Origin of the sequence: Pseudomonas pharyngis, from assembly GCF_021602345.1 — a bacterium.
Classification (GTDB): Bacteria; Pseudomonadota; Gammaproteobacteria; order Pseudomonadales; family Pseudomonadaceae; genus Aquipseudomonas; species Aquipseudomonas pharyngis.
On record NZ_BQID01000010.1, the window covers coordinates 128,034 to 144,396 of the forward strand.

At 61.8% G+C, this 16,363-nt stretch carries 20 protein-coding genes; all 20 read right to left on the bottom strand.

Annotated elements, in window-relative coordinates; genetic code table 11:
* Positions 1-22: 22 nt before the first annotated feature.
* The 20 genes from L6D74_RS20935 to L6D74_RS21030 all read right to left on the bottom strand — a co-directional run bounded on the left by L6D74_RS20935 (position 23) and on the right by L6D74_RS21030 (position 16,347).
* Positions 23-463: a phage tail assembly chaperone gene (locus L6D74_RS20935; protein WP_064593860.1), complete on the bottom strand. Its 441-nt coding sequence runs from the start codon at positions 461-463 to the stop codon at positions 23-25.
* Positions 464-465: 2 nt separating this feature from the next.
* Positions 466-1,386, bottom strand: coding sequence for a gp53-like domain-containing protein (locus L6D74_RS20940; protein WP_011332735.1), 921 nt, complete (start codon positions 1,384-1,386; stop codon positions 466-468).
* 14 nt (positions 1,387-1,400) lie between these two features.
* Positions 1,401-1,967 carry a tail fiber assembly protein gene (locus L6D74_RS20945; RefSeq protein WP_064593856.1) on the bottom strand — a complete coding sequence of 189 codons (567 nt, stop codon included), beginning with the start codon at positions 1,965-1,967 and terminating at the stop codon, positions 1,401-1,403.
* Positions 1,968-1,974: 7 nt separating this feature from the next.
* A complete protein-coding gene (locus L6D74_RS20950) occupies positions 1,975-3,054 on the bottom strand; it encodes a phage tail protein (RefSeq protein WP_064593854.1) in 1,080 nt (359 codons plus the stop codon).
* Between the two features lie 128 nt (positions 3,055-3,182).
* A complete protein-coding gene (locus L6D74_RS20955) occupies positions 3,183-3,698 on the bottom strand; it encodes a hypothetical protein (protein WP_064593851.1) in 516 nt (171 codons plus the stop codon).
* The gene (locus L6D74_RS20960) at positions 3,695-4,846 is read right to left on the bottom strand and encodes a phage tail protein (RefSeq protein ID WP_236190240.1); all 1,152 of its coding nucleotides are present in this window, start codon (positions 4,844-4,846) and stop codon (positions 3,695-3,697) included. Before L6D74_RS20960 ends, L6D74_RS20955 begins: the two co-directional genes overlap by 4 nt.
* 111 nt (positions 4,847-4,957) lie before the next feature.
* Positions 4,958-5,359: a hypothetical protein gene (locus L6D74_RS20965; RefSeq protein ID WP_064593847.1), complete on the bottom strand. Its 402-nt coding sequence runs from the start codon at positions 5,357-5,359 to the stop codon at positions 4,958-4,960.
* Between the two features lie 2 nt (positions 5,360-5,361).
* Positions 5,362-6,297: a P1/P2 acidic ribosomal protein gene (locus tag L6D74_RS20970; protein ID WP_064593845.1), complete on the bottom strand. Its 936-nt coding sequence runs from the start codon at positions 6,295-6,297 to the stop codon at positions 5,362-5,364.
* 14 nt (positions 6,298-6,311) lie between these two features.
* A complete protein-coding gene (locus tag L6D74_RS20975) occupies positions 6,312-6,911 on the bottom strand; it encodes a YmfQ family protein (RefSeq protein WP_011332730.1) in 600 nt (199 codons plus the stop codon).
* A complete protein-coding gene (locus tag L6D74_RS20980; protein ID WP_236190241.1) occupies positions 6,899-7,942 on the bottom strand; it encodes a baseplate J/gp47 family protein in 1,044 nt (347 codons plus the stop codon). Before L6D74_RS20980 ends, L6D74_RS20975 begins: the two co-directional genes overlap by 13 nt.
* Positions 7,932-8,330, bottom strand: coding sequence for a phage GP46 family protein (locus L6D74_RS20985; RefSeq protein ID WP_007954906.1), 399 nt, complete (start codon positions 8,328-8,330; stop codon positions 7,932-7,934). Before L6D74_RS20985 ends, L6D74_RS20980 begins: the two co-directional genes overlap by 11 nt.
* Positions 8,330-8,839, bottom strand: a complete 510-nt coding sequence (locus L6D74_RS20990; RefSeq protein ID WP_236190242.1) for a phage baseplate assembly protein V — start codon at positions 8,837-8,839, stop codon at positions 8,330-8,332. The genes L6D74_RS20985 and L6D74_RS20990 overlap by 1 nt, the downstream gene beginning before the upstream one ends.
* A 158-nt stretch (positions 8,840-8,997) precedes the next feature.
* Complete coding sequence (locus tag L6D74_RS20995) at positions 8,998-10,041, bottom strand: phage baseplate assembly protein (protein ID WP_236190243.1); 1,044 nt, start codon at positions 10,039-10,041, stop codon at positions 8,998-9,000.
* A 3-nt stretch (positions 10,042-10,044) separates the two neighbouring features.
* Positions 10,045-11,280 carry a DNA circularization protein gene (locus L6D74_RS21000; protein ID WP_039771262.1) on the bottom strand — a complete coding sequence of 412 codons (1,236 nt, stop codon included), beginning with the start codon at positions 11,278-11,280 and terminating at the stop codon, positions 10,045-10,047.
* Positions 11,267-13,252, bottom strand: coding sequence for a phage tail tape measure protein (locus tag L6D74_RS21005; protein ID WP_236190244.1), 1,986 nt, complete (start codon positions 13,250-13,252; stop codon positions 11,267-11,269). The genes L6D74_RS21000 and L6D74_RS21005 overlap by 14 nt, the downstream gene beginning before the upstream one ends.
* A 130-nt stretch (positions 13,253-13,382) precedes the next feature.
* Positions 13,383-13,679 carry a phage tail assembly protein gene (locus L6D74_RS21010; protein ID WP_003222226.1) on the bottom strand — a complete coding sequence of 99 codons (297 nt, stop codon included), beginning with the start codon at positions 13,677-13,679 and terminating at the stop codon, positions 13,383-13,385.
* Positions 13,676-14,023 (bottom strand): phage tail tube protein, encoded by a 348-nt coding sequence (locus tag L6D74_RS21015; protein WP_085697365.1) that lies wholly within the window; start codon positions 14,021-14,023, stop codon positions 13,676-13,678. The genes L6D74_RS21010 and L6D74_RS21015 overlap by 4 nt, the downstream gene beginning before the upstream one ends.
* A 67-nt stretch (positions 14,024-14,090) precedes the next feature.
* Positions 14,091-15,587 carry a phage tail sheath subtilisin-like domain-containing protein gene (locus tag L6D74_RS21020; protein WP_085683329.1) on the bottom strand — a complete coding sequence of 499 codons (1,497 nt, stop codon included), beginning with the start codon at positions 15,585-15,587 and terminating at the stop codon, positions 14,091-14,093.
* Positions 15,587-15,766, bottom strand: coding sequence for a DUF2635 domain-containing protein (locus tag L6D74_RS21025; RefSeq protein ID WP_039771254.1), 180 nt, complete (start codon positions 15,764-15,766; stop codon positions 15,587-15,589). Before L6D74_RS21025 ends, L6D74_RS21020 begins: the two co-directional genes overlap by 1 nt.
* Positions 15,763-16,347 carry a phage tail terminator protein gene (locus tag L6D74_RS21030; protein WP_064593834.1) on the bottom strand — a complete coding sequence of 195 codons (585 nt, stop codon included), beginning with the start codon at positions 16,345-16,347 and terminating at the stop codon, positions 15,763-15,765. The genes L6D74_RS21025 and L6D74_RS21030 overlap by 4 nt, the downstream gene beginning before the upstream one ends.
* Between the last annotated feature and the right edge of the window lie 16 nt (positions 16,348-16,363).

Consider the following 16,363-nt stretch of genomic DNA (forward strand, 5'->3'; position numbering starts at 1 on the left):
CCTCATTGAATGAGTCAACGGCTCAGCCGTTCGACCGCAGCAAGCCTTCAAGCCAGTCGGGCTCTACAGGGCGAGCCTGGGCATCCGGAAATTCCGGATCATTGGGCCAGTCGCGCATTGCCTGCCGATAGGCAAGAAGCTGTTTGAATTCTTCGGTACGCAGCGTCGTGCCCTCGCCGACTTCCAGCTCTTCAGCGTCACGCCACACCAGCCATTGAGTGTCTTGCAGGACGTTGTCGCGCCACGCGCGCTCCCGGGAAGCCAGTGCCTGCGGGGAGATGACCGGGTCGTTCAATACGGGCTGACCGCTGGCACTGGCGCTGATGACCTTGCCGCTTGCCTGCCCGGCAAACAGTTCGGCGTATTGGGCGCGGGTGATTTCCACGGCGCCTTCAGGTGGTTCCGGATAGGGGCTGTCGACCAGTTCAAAGCCGCGTGTCTGTGCATGAAAATAAATAGCCATGGTTATCGTCCCCAAACCAATATGCGCCCCGAAATTCCAGGTTCAGCCTTCACACTCGACGCCAGGACATTGCGAACCCTGGCAACAACCGTCGATGTCGTGGAGTTGGCCCCGTCGAATGCCCAGACAGTGACGTTGGAACTGCCCCAGCCTGCCGGATAACCCTCATTGGCGATCCCGCCGAGGACAGCATTGGGAAACATCATCGGCAACGACACCGTCATGACTCCATTCGCATCGGAGCCCCCGGTCACCCACTGCACGATCAAGCCGCTGGGAAGTTTCTGATATCCGGCCGTGGCGAACTGCGACGCATAGAGCGCCGAATACTTCAACGCTGCGGTGCCGTAAACGACCCAGACACCCGACTCCCGGACGAAGGTTGCGCTCTCGCCCGCGTTCATCGTGATCGAACCCAGATAGGCCCCCTGGGGGCTGATCTGCGTACCGGTTTTACTGGCAACCGTGACCGCTGCGCTGTTTCGGCAATGCAGGCTGATCGTCGCGCCGCTGGGCACTGCAGTGGCGTCCGGCAAGGTCACGGTGTACGCAGCGTTACCGCCCATCCCGATCGAGCAGCCGATATCGGCCAGGGTCAGTTGGGTCGAGCCGGAGATGCCGCGAGCGCTGGCGTAGTTGCCCAGCGCCCGCTGGACAAACTCGGCCGTTGCAGCCGATCGGCTGACATCGAATTGCGCAGCCGTCGTGAACAACCCCGGACTGCGCAGTGCGTCGAGCAGTTGATGAGTGTTCGCCTCGTTGGGCGTCATGCCGGCGGCCTGTACGACACTGAGAATTTCCTGCGTGACGCCGTTGCCCCAAGCGGCAGGAATCAGCGAGCCGGGTTTTCCGGCGACGGGATCCTCATCGACAAATTGCCCGTTCACCAGCCCGACGCTGGGTACGCTTTTGGGATAGTCCAAGATTCATCTCCTTATCAATCTGCTGTGCGGGTGCCAGGCACTGAAGGCCAGGTGATTTGCTCCGGGAAACCGGCCTGTTTTTCGATACGGTTCAGCTCCACGCTGTAGAGCTTCCACTCGAGCAATTGCAGTTGCTCTTCGTGGCTGGCGTCGCCGATGTCCTCGGCGTATTGCAGGGGAGCGATGCGCAGGATGGCGTCGCGCAGCAGCGTGTCGCGCTTGTCGACAAGGACAGACTTGATCGCGGACAAGTGTGCCGCTTCATCGAGCTTCCATGCCTGACCGTTCCAGATATACCCCTCCCCAGGCCAGAGCTCGGCAGTGAGGTAATCCGGTAATTCACCTGGTTCACCCCACATCTGTTTCGCCCCACTGTCCGTTCTGTAAACCACTCCTCGGTGATCGCTTACCTCACGAGGAATGTTGTTCACCAGAGCCCAGACACGACCACTTCCAGCCGATGGCAATTCAAAAGGCAGTTGCACCGAATTACTGGGCAACTGGACGCCAAGACCAGGAGTTTCGACAAACTCAACGGGACCAGACAGACAGCCCACGTGATCAAACAAGTAATTAAACATGAGCACCTCAGATAAGTTTGATCCGACCCGGATAGGCGATGTTTCGAGGACGCGTGATGCCGCCATGATTCAACAGGTCTGCGTCCGAAATCGGCGAAACAGTCTCAGAAGGGGTGATGTATTTGACGGTGGAGCCCGAGTAATCGGTGTAATTCCCCATATCGAACCCCAACTGGGCCTTTTGGGTACTGATGTGCGTAGCAAACAAGATATTGTCGCCAATGCCATTGTCGCCCTGGACCAACGAGCCTTTTTGCCAAGAGCCCGGCATACGTCCCGGATCAATCAGGCCACCCTCAGCCAGTACCCTTAGAAACTCGCCACGGGCTTCTGGTAATCGGAAGTTTGTAGCTCCATCCCCCAAGGACCATGCACCGGCACGATCAGCTTCGGAACGCAACATGCCGGACTGTTGCGCGTGGTCCCAAAGCCAAGGCCAGTCCGAGCGGCTGAGTAACGAGCCATTCAAAGCGGCATAGCCACCCGGTAAGACCGAGAGAGTTGTCTCAAAGGCAATGTGGCCCAGTGACGAACCGTCCAAACGTCCGACCGGCCACCAGCTACCCGCGCCGTCGCTGCGCAAATGCCACCAGTCACCGCCACCCATCAGCACCAGAAACGGGTATCCGCTAGCAGACAAATGCGTGTGAAAACGGATCCGGTCGGTTCCGGATGCCTGCACCACCATTCGATTGCCGCTGTTGTCGACACGACGAACAATCACGTCGCGCACACCCAACCCGACATTAGCGCCGGGCAAGGTGATCGTCGTGGCACCGGGGCTGCCATCGATCAATACCAGACCCAGCTCCTGGTCGCTCAGAGCCTTCGAAGCGACAAGCCGCGTTACCACCGAGCGCATTGGGCTGGTAGCACCGATGATCGATTGAATGGCTTTGAACAACTGACCGGTATCCGCCTCGGCAGCCGTCATTCCGGCCCCCGTGATCACGTTCAGGATTTCCTGGGTTACGCTGTTGCCCCACACCGCCGGTATCAATGAACCCGGCGTTCCCGCCACCGGATTTTCATCGACGAACCGGCCATCGACCAAGCCGACGCTGGGGACGCTTTTTGGATAGTCCATTGGTGTTCGTTCCTCTGTAATGACAAATCAAACGCAGCAGCGGGCAAGCCTTCGCGACGGTGCCGACGTTTCTGTTCCTGAAAATAAAAAGCCCACAATGAAGTGGGCCTGGATAACGCTGACTGCGGTTACGAGGTCGGATTGGCGATCAGTTCACGAATGGCCTGCAGCGCCTCATCGGCAGCAGCGCGGGCCTGATCCATCTGACTGTTGGTTGCTAAGGTGCGGATCCGGGTCTTGGCTTTCAGGCGCAAGGTGCGCAGGGTCAGCAGGCTGTTGCTGAGCCGGGTCGCCTTGTCGAGAATCTGATCGGCTGCCTGCCTGGCACTGCGCCCTCTGGCGACCCAGGCTGCGACGGACAGTGGCACATCGTTTCTCGGGTAGCCCGCGTCCTGAAAGGACTGCGCGTCGACAGCCGCTTGAGCGTACTCCAGCGCCTTGAGCGGATCGCCGGCCAGCACCGCACGGGCGCTGTCGGCGGCCGCATCGACCCGAACGCAAAGCCCTTCGCCTTCCTGCTGATCCAGCTGACTGCCTCGTGCGCTGTCCATTACCCAGGTTTTTCCATCCCAGTCATGGGCAGCGGACGGCTGAAGTGGACGCAACCCCTCTTCGAATTGATGCAGTTCCTGAATGATGTTCATCGGATCAATTCCCATGAAAAATTGACGTTGACCGCAGAGCTGAAATTGATGGCGATCCCATTGGAGTAGTCGCCGGGTGACAGGTTTTTCAGACCCATGCTGAACAGCAGTTCATCGCTGGAAGCATTACTGGCGCCCAAAGTGTGCTCGGCCTGATAGACCTGCCAGAGAGAGCGCAATTCGTTGTGGTCGAAGCTCGCTGTCAGGGTCGATACGGTTGTGTCGTTGAGCACGTTGCTGGTGAAGATGCACGCCATCGCACCTGCAGTGGACCAACCGTCCCAGTTGCCCGAAGTCCCCACGGTCGGATTCAGGTAGCAATAGTTGCCGCCCAACCAACCGCCCGGTGCAAAGGACACGCCGGTAATGCCTGTAGGATGCGGTGTCGGGTTGCCCACCACCAGTCGAGCCGCTCGGGTGTGGGGATCGACAGGCAAATAGACCACGCCATTGCCGTTGACGGTCTGGCTCCATGCCAGATGCTTGCGGTTGTAGACCGGTCTGACGATCGGTACCGAGCCGGGCCCGGCAGTCACCACCCAGGCCAGGCACATATCCAGCGGCGTGGATTGAAAACCACCCCCTGCTGCACTGTTGACGGTGCCCTTCAATCCTTCAGGTGCCGGGTCATAGATCGTTCCGCGCTGCATGTAGAACGTCAGTGCACCGCTAATGACCTGTGCCCTCAGGAAGTAGCCGGTGGCCGGCAACAGATCCGCACTGCTCCAGGCCTGAGTGGTGAACGTGCGAGACCTGCCCAACTGGCCTGAAACCACCTCCTGGCCAATGCTCACAAACACGCCCGCAGGAATCGACACACGTCCGCCGCTGGTCAACACCGCCGTTGGCGTGATCGGCAAGCGCCCATCAGGCGTCGCGACGGTCGGCAACGGCAATGAGCCGACGGGCAATGCTGAATCCAGACTCCAGCCCTTGGCCGAAACGCTCTGAATCGCTTGCAGCAGTTGATCGTATTTCTTCTCGTCCGGGTTCAGATCCCCGGCCTTGATCACGTTGAGAATTTCCTGCGTGACGCTGTTCCCCCAATCCGCCGGAATCAACGATCCCGGCGTCCCGGTCAGCCGGTTCTCATCAACAAATTTCCCATTCACCAGACCGGCGCTGGGGACACTCTTTGGGTAGTCCACTGTTCAATTCCTGTAGGTATTCGCTGTGGCTCCAGCGATCGGCTGTCAGCTTGCGCACCGATGAAAAACGCCCGCACAGGGCGGGCGTCGGGCCAGAGGTGGAGCGCTTGTTCACTGTGCCCGAAGGGGCAACCGCGCCAGCCACTTGGGCGGTTCGGGGCGCGACGGGTTATCCGGCGTGTCGCTGGAGGCCGGCCAGTTGCGCAGCGCCTGACGCCAGGCCTGCAATTTCGAGAACTGTTTGTTGCTCAGGGACGGTTGCGCCCCGACGTCCAGCTCGTCGCGATGACGGGTCACCAGCCAGTCAGTGGCCATGAGCTCAGCCATGCGCCATTGACGCTCTGCCTCGATTTGCGCATCCGGCGAAACATCGACTTGCGGCGGCGCACTGAAGCGCTCGTTGTCGAACAGCCATCCGGTGGAAACCGGGAGGCCGACCGGCACCGGAATGCCGCAATCGACGTCCCCCGTCATCAGCGCCGTCACCACTCCATTTTCGATAATGGCCTTCATCCTCATACCTCCCATCTGACGCGAGCGTTGATTCGGCCTGAAGTGCTCAGGTTCTGTGACCACGCAGCGATCGCTACACGCGCCGTATAACGGTCAGTAAAACCACCCTCTGGCATGAACTGAGTACCGACAAAGTTGACCCCGATCTCCTCACTGATCACGCCATAGTCGGTTTTGACGTTGTCATCAAAATCATAAATCCCTGCAATGTACGCGCGAGGTTTGCGCGCCCAGTTCAACGGGACCGAGTAATTGCCATTGGCACCGGACCAGACACCGACCGCTTCCATGCGGGCCTTGTTCGCCAACAGCGTGAGCTTGGGTAAAGTCCCGGCTCCTGCGGTCACCACTCTGGCCACCAGCATGTCGATGCAGGTGGAGTCGAAACCACCGCCACTGCTCCCGGTTCCCGCCTTCATCCCTGCCGGGATCACATCGGTATCGAGACCTTTTTGCGTGTAGCAGACCAGTGCCCCGTTGCGGATCTGCATCCGTAGAAAATAGGTGCTGTTGATATCCAGTCCGGCGGAGGTCCACGCAGAGGTCAGCAACGTACGCGGGCGGGCCGTCATGCCAGCGCCAATTTCTTCGCCGAGGCAGACCAGCACACCGCCCGGCACTGACACGGTGCCGCCAGCGGCAGCACTCGCAGCACTGACCGGAATGCGCCCGTCGGCAGTGGCCACTGTTGGAAAAGCCAATGCGGCGAACGGCATCGCATCCTGAGACAAGACATTCTTCAGTGCCTTGAGCAACTGATCCGACTCGCTTTCGGAGGGGACCATCCCCGCCGCACGGATCACGTTCAGCAGCTCTTCCGTTACACCATTACCCCAAGTTGCGGGAATCAACGAGCCCGGTGTTCCGGTCAGCGGGTTTTCATCGACAAACCGTCCATCCACCAGCCCGGAGCTGGGCACACTCTTCGGATAATCCATCCCGTCACTCCTTCCTAGTCATAGTTGATATGCACCTTGGTGTGCGCCGGTGCCGCCCGATGAATCAGGCACTCCAGCGCCGAGCCCGGATTCACGCCGAAGCGTTCGCCCCAGTAACTCGCGCCATAACGCCGGCCGAGCAGCAAGCGGCCGCCGGTGTTGAGCGTCCACATGAACTGCGCTTCCCAGGTGCCCCAATGCGCTGCGCCGAAACGCGAACGGCCCATGCGCGGGGCTTCGAGTTCGGTGATGGTGGCGTTGGGGTAACCCTGGCTTTTGGCGATTTCCAGGTAGTAGCCGACGGCCTGGCTGCCGACCGCCAGCAAGCGGCGGCGCACGGCGAGGCGACGGTCGTCGAACAGCGGCGTGGCGCCGAGGCACGGGTCGGGCAGGTTCATCACCTGTTCCCAGTCCGGCACCAGTTCGCTGACGCCGGCCGGGTCCATCTCGTTGAGCAGGTCGGCGGCGCGGGCGTCGAGGCGCGCCAGTTCGACGGCGACGCCTTGCAGCACTTCCTCGAGTTCCGGCACGCGCTCCGGATCCCACGCCGGACCGCTCGGCAGCAAGGCGCGCAGTTGCGCCTGGTATTGCGCGGCGGTTCTTATGGCAGCCATACGCAACCCCCGAAGGTGAGCAGTTCGCTGTCACCCGCGGCTACGTTCGCCAGCGGCGCCGACAGCACGTGATCGGTTTCACCCGCCGCGCTGCTGATCGCTTCGCGGATGTGGCTGATCAAAAGATCTTCGCCCAGGTCGGCTTCACGGTTATGCAGGTCGCGCAACTGGGTTTCGACGGCGGCGCGCACGGCGGTGGTGTCGGGGGTCAGCTTCAGTTGATAGGTCACCGGTTTCTGCACCGGCGGACGTACATGCACTTCGGCGGTCACCGGGCGCAGCGGCTCAATGTAGGCCTGCACTTCGGCCAGTTGATCGGCATTCGGCACCGGTTGCGGATCATCGTCGCGCATGATGTAGACGCCGACGGTGCCCGGCCCGAGGAAGCCGCCACGGCACCACGCGCGGGTCACACCCGGCACTTCCAGCGCCCAGGTCTCGTAGTCGCTGGCCGAACCGCCGTGAGGGATCACGCGATAAGAACGGATCACCCGCGAGCGCAACGACTCCAGGCTTTCCCGCGCCACACCACCGTTCAGTCCCGGCGCCAGCACCACAAAACTGTTGCCGACCACGCCGGTGATCGGCTGCACCGGCGTCAACGCCAGCCCGGCCTCGGCATTGCCCAGGCTGCCGGCCTCCAGCGCGGCGATGCTGGTGCTGTTGACGCCATTGACGGTGGTGCGGGTGGCGGTGACTTTGAAGGTGCGACCGTCACTCGACTGCAGCAACGTATCGGCGTCCAGCACCGCGCCCGCCGTCGCGTTGAAGCTGACGTTGCCGGTGGCGACCTGCGCCGGTTTGCGCGGCTGGTTCAGGCGCAGTGCGGCGATGCGTTCCAGGGTCGATTCATCGGCGGTGTCGGGCAGGATCTGCTCGGCAATCCAGTCGAGGTAGCCGTACAGGCCATAAGCGGCGCCGCCGAGTGTGCGGGCCAGGACTTGCGCATCGGACTGGCGCAGCGAATCGCCGGCCAGGTCGCTTTGGGTGCGCTTGATCAGCACCGGCAGCGAAGGGGTTTCAAACGGCATAGATCACCTGCCAACTGTTATCGGGGTTGATGTCCAGGCGTTCGCCGTCGGCCAGAGTCAGGACCGTGCGCAGGTTCAGGCGCTGGGCGTCGAGGCGTTCGCTGATGATGTCGATGGCGCTGCAATGGCCGTCGTCGATCAGCCATTGCAAGGCTTCGCGGGCATAGAACTCGGCGTCCATCTGGGTCTGGCGGGTCAGCTTGACCCGGCGCAACAGCCACAGCCGCGAGCCGATGCGATCGTCGGCCACGGTGGGAAAGGTGTCGCCCCACCAGCCGAAACGCTCCTCGTCATCGAGGGCATCGTCGTCGGCGGCACGACGCCAGGTGAACAGGCTGATCAGCACCGCACGGGTCAGCGCGGCGTGGAGGTTCTGACTGAACAGCATCACTGACCTCCCGCCGGCGCGCCGGTCTGGCCACTGCCCGCCTGCACGCCAACGTGCACGTGTTTGATCTGGCTGATGCCGCCGGCCAGCTGATCGCCGGTGGAGACGATCTTGCCGGTCTGGTTGATCACCGGCGTGTCGAAGTTCACGGCGGTGCTGGCGCGGATGTTGAGCGTGGCGGTTTCGATGTCGATGATCCGCCCGCGCTTGAAGTGAATTTTGTCACCCTCGTCGGTGTAGATCGCCACCTCGCCGGCCGCCAGCGATTGCAGGCGGTAACGGCGATCGGCGACCACCAGGGCGATGGCGTGGGAACGGTCGCCGCCGAGAAACGTGACGACGCCTTCGGCACCGGCCAGCGGATGGCTGGTGAAGCCGTAGGGTTCGAAGTGCTCCATGTCGTCGTTCACTTCACCGGCGGTGAGGCGCATTTGCAGCGATTGCAGCTTGGATGCCGAATTGGCGAGCACGATAGTGCCGCGCGCCAGCAGGCGTGTCAGTAGGCTCATGAATTGTCCTCAGGACTTTGCCAACACAAAACCTGTGGGAGCGGGCTTGCCCGCGATGGCGGTGTGTCAGGCAAAGTAGTGTTTGCGGTAACCACCGCTATCGCGGGCAAGCCCGCTCCCACAGGGCCAGGTGATGCCAGTCAGGTTCGGCGTCAGGCTCAGGTTTTTTTCGGGGGCGTCGGGTCAGGATCGAAGGTATGCGGCGGCGCCACTTGCAGCGTGGTCACCGAGCCTTGTGCCGACAGCGAATACGTCACCTTGGAGATCAGCATGTCGCCATCGAAACCGAGTACTGGATCCTTGACCTTCACCAGCGTGTTGTGGCGCCACAGATCGCCGTTGGACTGGCGCCAGCCCTGCACCTGATAAGTGGTGGTCAGCGCCCGGCCCATGCGCGTGGCGCTTTCCCACTGGGCCCGCTGCTGGGCCAGTTCGAACGTCAGTTGCGAACCTTCGTTGATGATCGTGGTGCGCCGACGCTTGAAGCTCAGGTCGGTGGCGCTGGATTCAACCTCGCTGACCGCCGCCCCGCTCTTCTTGTCGTTGCCCTTTTGCTGGCCGATCACCTTGTATTCGGAGAACACCTGGCTGTGATCCATCGGCGCATTGGCCGAGAGAATGTTCTTGCCCAACTCCAGCGCATCACTGGCGCGGCCGCCGCTGCCCGGTTTGGCCAGCACCAGCCGGCCCTCGGCGTCATCGGTGGAAAACACCCGGTACAGCGAGAGCAGACGGTCGATCGACTGAAACACGGTTTCACCCGGAACGATGGTGTGTTTGCTCAGGCGTGCGGTCTCGGGAATCTCGTTGACCACAAACTGCGAGTATTCCCCGGCCAGGGCCTGGACGATGTTCAACAACGGCTGCTCCTGCCATTGGCCGGGAATGTTTCGCGCCGCACAGTCGACCAGATCCTGGGTCTTGGAACTGCCTTCGATGCTCAGGCTGATCTGCCGCCCGTCATAGCTGATCGGGGCCTTGAACACATAACCGGTGAGCACCAGATCCTGGCCGATCCGCACTTCGCACGGGTCGCCGGCCTTGATCCGCTGATCCACGGTCTGCCCCGGCCATTGCCAGGTGATGTCGAGTTTGAAGGTGCGGAACTGACGCTCCAGGTCCGCGGTGATCTGCACGCTTTTCCAGCCGCCGTATTCCATGTTGTCGACGGTCAGCGTGACGCGGTTGTCCATCTCGCTCATGGCTCACTCCCTGGAAACTTTGACTTCGTTGGGTGGGAAGCTCGGATGAGACAGACCGTTGCGCTGAATGACCTCGGTCACACGGGTGGCGTCGCCAAACTGTTTGTAGGCCACGACCACTGCCGGAAAGGTTTCCTGAAAGGTTTTGCTGACCAGTCGCACTCCGGACGAAGCCACGGCCTTGAGGTGCGCGATCAGCGCTTCCTTCACATCGGCGATGGCCTGGTAGTGCGCGGGGTCGGCCTTGTCCTGAGCCTTTTGCAGCGCTTCGTTCAACTCTTTCTGCAGCGTTTGCAGATCGTCGGTGACCGGCACTTCCTGACGCGTGACCGGCTGCTTCGATTGCTGGTCCAGCGAGGGTGTCGAGGTCAGTTTCACCGGCGTCGACGCCACCGGCATCGAGGCCACCCACTGCGCCACTTTGACGATCAGCGTGTCCTGCACCAGGTTGGCCATCGCTTGCGCGGCGGCGTTGGTGTCCTTGCCGGTGGTGATTTTCGGCGCATCGGCCTTGCGGATGGCTTCGATCTGTTGGGACACGTCGGCAATCACGCCACGGTAGCCCTCCTTCGCGAATGCCTTCAGCTCCTTGATATCGCCGAGCAACCCCTTGAACTCCGCCGCCACTTCCTTGGGCAGCTCCTTCACGGCCCTGACCAGCTCGGTGATCTGCTTGTACTGCGCGATCAGCGGCTTGAGCTGCTCCTTGATCACGTCGTACACGCCGGTGAGGCTGTTGCGCAGATTGGCGATGCCGATACGCGCGGCCTTGATCAGGGTCATCGCCTGTTCGAAACGCGCCACCGCCGAGCCGAGTAAACCTTCGGCCTTGATCAGCAGGACTTTTTGCGTGCTGACCGTCGCAGTCGGAAACGGCAGCGGCCGGTCGGGGTAGAACTTCAGGCTGAACGTCACCATCCCGCCGTCCTGGCGGGTGTGGGTCATGTCGCACTCGCCGACCTTGACCTGCAAGCGTCCCAGCCACGGATGCACCAGTTCGCCGCTGCCCTGCTCCAGGGCCTGGAGCAGCTTGTCGCGCTGCTCCAGGCAATCGGCACCGATGATGAACGCCGTCAGATCGTGGGTCTTGGCCTGCTGGCCGAGGTCCTCAAAAAACGGCAGGTCGCGTTGCGGATATTCGTGCAGCTGCCCCTTGCGACCGACCGGGGTTTTCGCCTGGTCGATCCAGAAACCGACACCGCGAAAGGATGCCGGCAACAAACGGTCACGCCAGTTCATTGGAACCTCCCATGGAGAGCGAGCGATAGCCGATGCGCGAACTGAGCGCCAGCCCCGGTTGATTGGTTTGCGGTTGATCGGTGCGTAGCCCCGCCGGCGCGTTTTCGAAGCGTACTGTCAGGCCGCCTTCGAGTTGCGTGCGGTTGTTGGCGGCGCTTTGCTGGATCAGGGCGCCTGAGGATTGCGGCAACGAACTGGTCATTGCCGACGAGCCGGAAGCAGCCGCCGGGGACTGTCCGGTAATCGTCGCCACAACGCCGGAAAGATTGCCATTGAGCAATTCCCGGATGGGTGCGACGACACTTTGCAGTTTTGCCCACAGTTCGCTGAACCAGCCGAGAACCGGCTCCCAGGCTTGCTTGATCGACTCCATCGGCGATTGGCTGAACAGCGTGCCGAAGGCGTTCGCGACCGATAGTGCCTCTGTGGTCAACGATGCCCACAAACCGGAAAAGTAGCCTTTCAAACCGTCCCACTGCGCGATCGCCGATTCCATCGGCGAGAAGTTGAACAGGTTCTGGAACTCGCTTTTCAGCGTCAGCGCACTCGCCCGCAGCACATCCCAGAGCGCAGAAAACACCTCGCCCAGCGGTTGCCAGTTACTTTGAATCAGGCTGAACGGCGACCAGGAGAACGTTGACTTCAGTTGTTCCCAACCGGCTGAAGCCGTTGCTCTCATGTTGTCCAGCACACCGGAGAACATCCCCAGAGCCGAACCCCACACGCCGGAAAATCTGTCGGCCAGCGAGCCGTCGAACGTTGCCTTGAGCGTGGCCCAACCGGTGGTCGCGCTGGTAGCTGCACGGTTCCAGAACCCGCTGAACACCGTTTGCGTGGAATCCCAGACTTCGGCCAGTTTCGCCTTCGGCGAGGTGTACAGATTGGCCCTTAGCGCTTCCATGCCGGTCGCGGCTTTTGCTGCCGCGCTGTCCCAGAACTCACCGAATACCGTTGCCGTCGCACCCCAGACCTCGGCCAGTTTCGCCTTGGGCGAGGTGTACAGATTGGCCTTCAGCGCTTCCAGGCCGGCGACGCTACCGGCGACGGCGTCGTTCCAGTAATCCTTGACGACAGCGCCAGCCGAATCCCACAGCTCGCCCATCATCGCCCCGAACGCATTCAGGCGCGCGGTCGCGCCCTCTGCAAGACGACTGGCACCGGCAACGGCGTCAGCCTTCATTTCTTCCCACTTCTGTTTGGCCGAGGCTTGCATCGAGTCGAATTTCAGCTTCGCGCCCGTGGCCATCTCGTTCCAGCCTTTTTGAACCTTGTCGATACCGCGATGGGTCGCATCGCTGACCGATTGCCAGGTCTTGCTGAAGAATCCGCTGATCGACGCCCAGTTATCGGTAATCAGGCGCGCGCCAATCACGATCAACGCCACCGCCGCAGCGATAGCCGCAGCAATCAGGCCGATCGGTGACGTCAGGATCCCCAACACCGCGACCAGCCCCATCGCACCAACCGTCACCACCGTGAACGCCACCGCCGCTGCCGCCAGTCCTTCGACGAGGTAAGGGTTGTTCGCGACGAACTGGCCGATCGAGGTGATCACCGGCGTCAGCGCCGTGACGATGCCGTTGACAGCCGGCAGTAATGCCTGACCGATATTCAGCGAAATCTTGTCCAGCGCCTCGTTGAACTTCTCGAGGTTGGCCGAGGTTTCGCCGTGGACCACCTTGGGGACTTTCAGGTGTTTGTTCGCCAGGGCTTTTTTCGCCAGCGCGTCCTGCGCCTCGATGGCTTTCTTGATGCCGTCCTGAAACGGCTTGAGCAAGCCACCTTCGGAGATGAATCCGGCGACGTCCAGCGGCTCGAGGCCGCTGTCTTCCATGCTTTTCTTGAATGCTGCGACCTTGCCGCGCAGCCCCTTCATCTCGGCCTCCATTTTCTCGGCGCCCTTGAGCACCACGAGCATGTTGACCGTGACGGGGAAGTTCTGCGGGATCAGGCTCAATTGTGTATTAGCCATCACTGCACCTGCTGCATCGCATTGATCCGTTGCGCGTGCTCCAGCGATTCGCGAAGCACATCCAGTGGCCTGGCCATCATCTGTTCGGGGTCAACCTTCCAGAACCAGGCCAGGTCATAGGCGACCGAAATCAGGTCGGTGATGGCTCCGACGCCGCACTCATGAAAAAACTCGCAACGGCCCAGCTCAGCGCATTGAGGTCAGCCAGGTCCAGCTGGTTGACCGACGACGGCGGAATGCCGGCGCACACGGCGATGTATTTGGCCGCCACGTCCATGTCGAGGCTGACCTCTTCGCTCTTGTCGATCTTGTACGGCAGCGCCTTGATCGCTCGCACTTCCTGCACCGTCGGGCGGCGCAGGACGAGTTCGGTCAGGGGCTCGCCGTGAGCTTCGATCGCAACCTGAAGCTTCACGGCGCCGCTCATTGCCAGGTCCCCTTGATGCCTTCGAATTTCAGTTCGATGGTGGCATCATCGCCTTTGGAGACTGGCTCTTCGACCAGGTAGGCACCGGCCAGTACGTAGACTTTGCCGTTGCTGAATTCGCAGGTGACGGTGATGTCGGTGCCTTCGATCAGCTTCTTCAACGGGAAGTCGGCGGTGTGCAGCGCGGTCACCTTGAACGACGGCGCGACGTCGGTTTCCTTGTAGAAACCCGGCACGACGGTTTCGCGTTTGACGGCCATCAGCGGGGCTTCGCAGCCGCCATTGATAGTCAGTTGTGCACCGTCGACCTTGACGTAGCAGGTGCCTGCAATCAGTTGACCCATGGTGTTACTCCCTTCAAATAAAAAGCCCACGCAAGGTGGGCTGAAATCACAGTGTCAAACGCGCCGATCAGGCGACGTCGTCGTACTGCAGACGGAACTGGTTGAGCAGTGCGAACACGCGCAGACCGTTGATGTAATCCGGCGGGAACAGCACGTTCACGCGGCTCGGGTCCTGCACGTCGCGCTCGACGATCAGGTGCTCGGCGAACAGCTCGGCGTTTTCCACGTGGCCTTCGAGTTCGAGCTTGGCGTACTGGGCGATCAGCTCACCGCGAATGGTCGCCGGGGTGACGATCGGCTGGCCGGCGCCAAAACGGGTGCCGTCGGAAGCCAGTTTGTGGCGACCGTACTTGCTGGTGATCACGCTTTGCAGACGACGCACGATGAACGCCGACTGGTGCATGGTTTCGCTGTCCAGGTACGAGTTGTCGGCCTGGCCGTAAGCGTTCTTCTGGTAGGTGGTGATCGAGCGCTGGATGCGCACGTAGCCGCCTTCGTAGTACGCGGTGGCGATGCCGTAGTTGAGCAGCGACTGACGCTCGGTCAGGGTGAAGCGCTCGCTCGCCGGCGCCGGATCGACACCCGGCAGGCTGCCGCTCTGGGTCGGACGGCTGGCGTCGGCGGAGATGAACACCGAAGTACGCGCAGCCAGTGCAGCGGCCTGCACCCACACAGGTTGCGGAACGCCCGGCTCCAGCGCCTGAATGGTCATGTGCTGGTCGTTGCGAGCCTGACCGGCTGCCACCAGCGTGCCGACGGTGCCGCGCTTGGCGCTGTAGACGTGACCGAACAGTTGCTTGGCCCACGACCAGCGACCGGTGCTGTCGTCCATCACCGCTTGCCAGGTGTTGAGGGTGGCCAGGTCGGACCATGGCAGTGCGATGAATTCGAACGGCTCATCACCCAGTGCGGCAACCGCTTCAACCTGGTCAGGCACACCGACGCCGCCGGTCATGGCGGTGATCGCGGTGGTCAGGCCGGCCGGGGTTTCTTCGCCGTTGCTCTTGCCCAGGCGATTGAATTGCAGGCTGATGTCGTTGCCGCTCTCGCCGGTCCATTTGGCGTTCAGAGTGACGACGCCTTCGGCCGCTGCTGCGCTCACCGGCAGATCGGCGGTGGCATTGATTTTCTGTGCCAGGGCGGTGGCCGCCTGGGCAGCGGTGGCACCGTTGACCACGGTGGCCTGGACGCGGACGCCGCCGACATACAGGTTGAGCACGCCCGCCTGAGTCGCGGTGCCGGTCAGAGTCAGCACGCCTTTGGCGATGGCGCCGGTGGCGTTGTGCAGCGGCAGGCACCAGATCTCACCGATCGGGTCAGCCTTGCGGAAGGTCTCGTACATCGAGGCGAGCATCGAGCCCTGGCCGCCAATGCTCTTGGCCAGCGCCACGCTGGAGACCAGCACCAGTTTGCCGACTTCGCTCGGGGCGATGTTGTCGTTGACCTGCGCCACGATCAGGCGACGCATGGACGAGGACGCGCTATTGGCGGCCGAGTTGTCCATTTCGGCATAGAACAGCGGTACACGAATGTCCGCAGGGATGTTGCTGAATCCGATCGCCATTATTTGGCTCCCTTTTGTTTGGCTGTTGCGGTTTTGAGGGTGATATCGCCGTCGGCCAGACGCCGGCGCCACCAGGCGCTGTCCAGCACTTCACGGCCTTCCAGTGGCAGCAGGTCGCCGGCTTCCGGGTCCGGCACGGCACGGCCAGGGGCCGGCACTACGGTGATGCGGTTGCTCATGGGGTTACGTCTCCAGAGAAAGTCATTTCCACGCGCCCGTCAGGGCCCGGGCGTTTCAGGTTGGGGTCGGCCGGGTCGATCGCATCGACCCGCACGGTGGCCCCGGTAAAGGACGACAAACCGTCCAGTTCGCGTTCGTGCCAACTCTCCGCAGGCTGACTTGGCAGATTGCGGCCCAGCTGGAACTCGGCAAAAAAGCGCAGCCGGTAGAACGCGCGGCTGCTGTTGATCGAGACCGTTTCGCCGCCGTCGTAAACGATGGCGCTGTAGTTGGAATCGGGTTTGAAACCCACCAGCGCACGCCACAGTTCGGCGCGCAGGTCGTGCAACAGATCCAGCGCTTTTGTGGCGTCCGTGGCATCGAGTGCCAGGATGATTTCGAAGCGGTCACGGATCGGTTGGCTGTAGGAGTTCTGTGCGGTGCTGGCGCTGGCTACGTCGGCCAGCGGTGAAACATGGGCCGAGGGCATCGGCAGATTCGGGTCGCCTTGCAATAGCGCCAGGTCGACACCTGTCGCGATATGGCCGGCAAGGCTTGGGCATTGCGCACGCAGCTGCGTGAGGATCGGGGAGATCTTCATGGGGAGCGTTCCAGGT